Source organism: Streptomyces bambusae (assembly GCF_019400985.1).
In the GTDB taxonomy this organism is placed as follows: Bacteria; Actinomycetota; Actinomycetes; order Streptomycetales; family Streptomycetaceae; genus Streptomyces; species Streptomyces bambusae_A.
In genome coordinates this window covers 1-2,005 of the sequence record NZ_WTFF01000585.1, presented here as the reverse complement: position 1 = coordinate 2,005, position 2,005 = coordinate 1, and the positions used below count along the sequence as shown (strand labels likewise).

Genomic DNA, 2,005 nt, shown 5'->3' with positions numbered 1-2,005 from the left:
GCAGCCGGCCGCGCCCACCCGGCCGGACCGGCCCGACCGGCCCAGTCGGCCCGCCACCAAGGGCAGCCCTCCCGGTGCCGCCCGCGCGTTCGCGCGCTACGTCGGGCTCACCGCCGTGAACCCGACCACCGCCCTCTACTTCGCCGCCCTCACCACCGCCCAGGGCGCAGCCCTCGGCGCCGGCCCGGCCGCGGCCGGTGCCTTCCTCGCCGGTGTCGGCCTCGCCAGCCTCGCCTGGCAGCAACTCCTCGCGAACGTCGGCGCCTTCGCAGGGGACCGGATCTCCGGCACCGCCCGCGCCTGGACCTTCCGCCTCGGGTACGGCCTGGTCGCCGCCTACGCGGTAAAGATCGCCCTCCCGCTGCCCTGAGCACCTAGGGTGAGGGACGTGACCCGTCTCTCCGCCCGTGCGGCCCTCGCGTCCGTAGCCGACCCCGGCAGTTTCGACGAACTGCCCGCTCCCCCGCGGAAGTCCGCCCCCGACGGCCCCCTGGGCTGGGCCGGGTACGACGACTCCCGCGCCCGCGCCGAGGGGCGAACGGGCGAGCAGGAGTCCGTGGTCGTCGGCACCGCCCGCGTCGGCGGGCGCGAAGCCGTGCTGGTCTCCTTCGAGTTCGGCTTCCTCGGCGGTTCGCTGGGCGAGCGGACCGGGGACCGGCTGGAAGCGGCGTACGCCTGCGCCCGCGAACGCCGGCTGCCCCTGGTCTCGCTCATCGCCACCGGCGGCTCCCGGATGCAGGAGGGGATGCTGGCGCTGGCCCCACTCCAGCGGGTGGCCCGCCAGTCCACCCTGAACCGGGCCGCCGCCCTGCCGCAGATCGCGGTGCTGCGCGACCCGACCACGGGCGGCGGCTGGGCCACCCTCGGCGCGGGGGCGGACGTCGTGCTGGCGCTGCCGGGCGCCCAGGTCGGCTTCGCCGGCTCGCGGGTACGGCCGGCGGACGCGGACCCGGCCGCCTACACCGCGGAGGCCCAGTACGCCGCCGGCTTCGTGGACGCCGTCGTCCCGGCCGAGGAGCTCGCGGACGTGCTCGGCGGCTGGCTGCACCTGCTGACCTCGCCGAGCTCCGGTCCGGCGGAGCCGCCGGCCGCGCTGGGCGGCGTACCGGACGGCCTGCCCGCGGCGACCGGCTGGGACGCCGTCCAGCTGGCCCGGCACCCGCGGCGGCCGCGCGCCGGGGCGTACCTGGACGCGTACTTCGGCCTCCGGCTGCCCCTGTCCGGTGACCGGGTGGGCGGCACCGACCCGGGGATGCTGTGCGGGTTCGGGCTGCACGCGGGGCGGACCGTCGCGTACGCCGCCCAGTGCGGCACGGCCACCCGCCCGGCCGGGTACCGCACCGCCGCCCGGCTGATCCGGCTGGCCGACCGGCTGGGGGTGCCGGTGCTGACCCTCGTCGACACCCCGGGCGCCGCCAACGACGCCGCCGCCGAGCACGAGGGCGCGGGCGCGGCCATCGCGGACGCGTTCGCGGCGGTGGCCGCGGCGACGGTCCCGGTGACCACCCTCCTGATCGGCGAGGGCGGCTCGGGCGGCGCCCTGGCGCTGGCGGCGCCGGGGAACACCTGGGTCACCCCGGACAGCTACTTCTCGGTGATCGCCCCGGAACTCGCGGCCGCCATCCTCAAGCGCACCCCGGACCAGGCCCCGGCCACGGCGGACCAACTGCGCCTGCGCCCGCAGGACCTGGTCGAACTGGGCGTCGCCCGCGGCATCGTCCCCGGCCCGGCCACGTCGTCAGCCATGTCGTGAGCCGCGTCGTGAGTCACGCCGTGAGCCGCAACGTGAGTCACGCCGTGAGCCGCGTCCTGAACCGGGTCGTGAGCCACGTCGTGACCGGCTGCCGGCGCACCGGCCCGCACGGCTTCCGGTAGCGACCGCCGGGAACCGCCCGGCGGCGCCCTACCGGGAGCCGCCCGTGTCACGCACCGCCCACCACATCCGTTCCCGCCGGGCCCCGGCGACGGACAGCTTCGACCTGCCCGGACCCCACCGGCCCGGCCC

1 protein-coding gene and 1 pseudogene are annotated in these 2,005 nt (G+C 78.1%); both read left to right on the top strand.

The annotated features are described in order from the left end of the window. A pseudogene (locus GPJ59_RS35790) lies at positions 1-370 on the top strand (hypothetical protein); the annotation flags it as partial. An 18-nt stretch (positions 371-388) separates the two neighbouring features. After that, complete coding sequence (locus GPJ59_RS35785) at positions 389-1,753, top strand: carboxyl transferase domain-containing protein (RefSeq protein ID WP_219672294.1); 1,365 nt, start codon at positions 389-391, stop codon at positions 1,751-1,753. Positions 1,754-2,005: the final 252 nt, after the last annotated feature.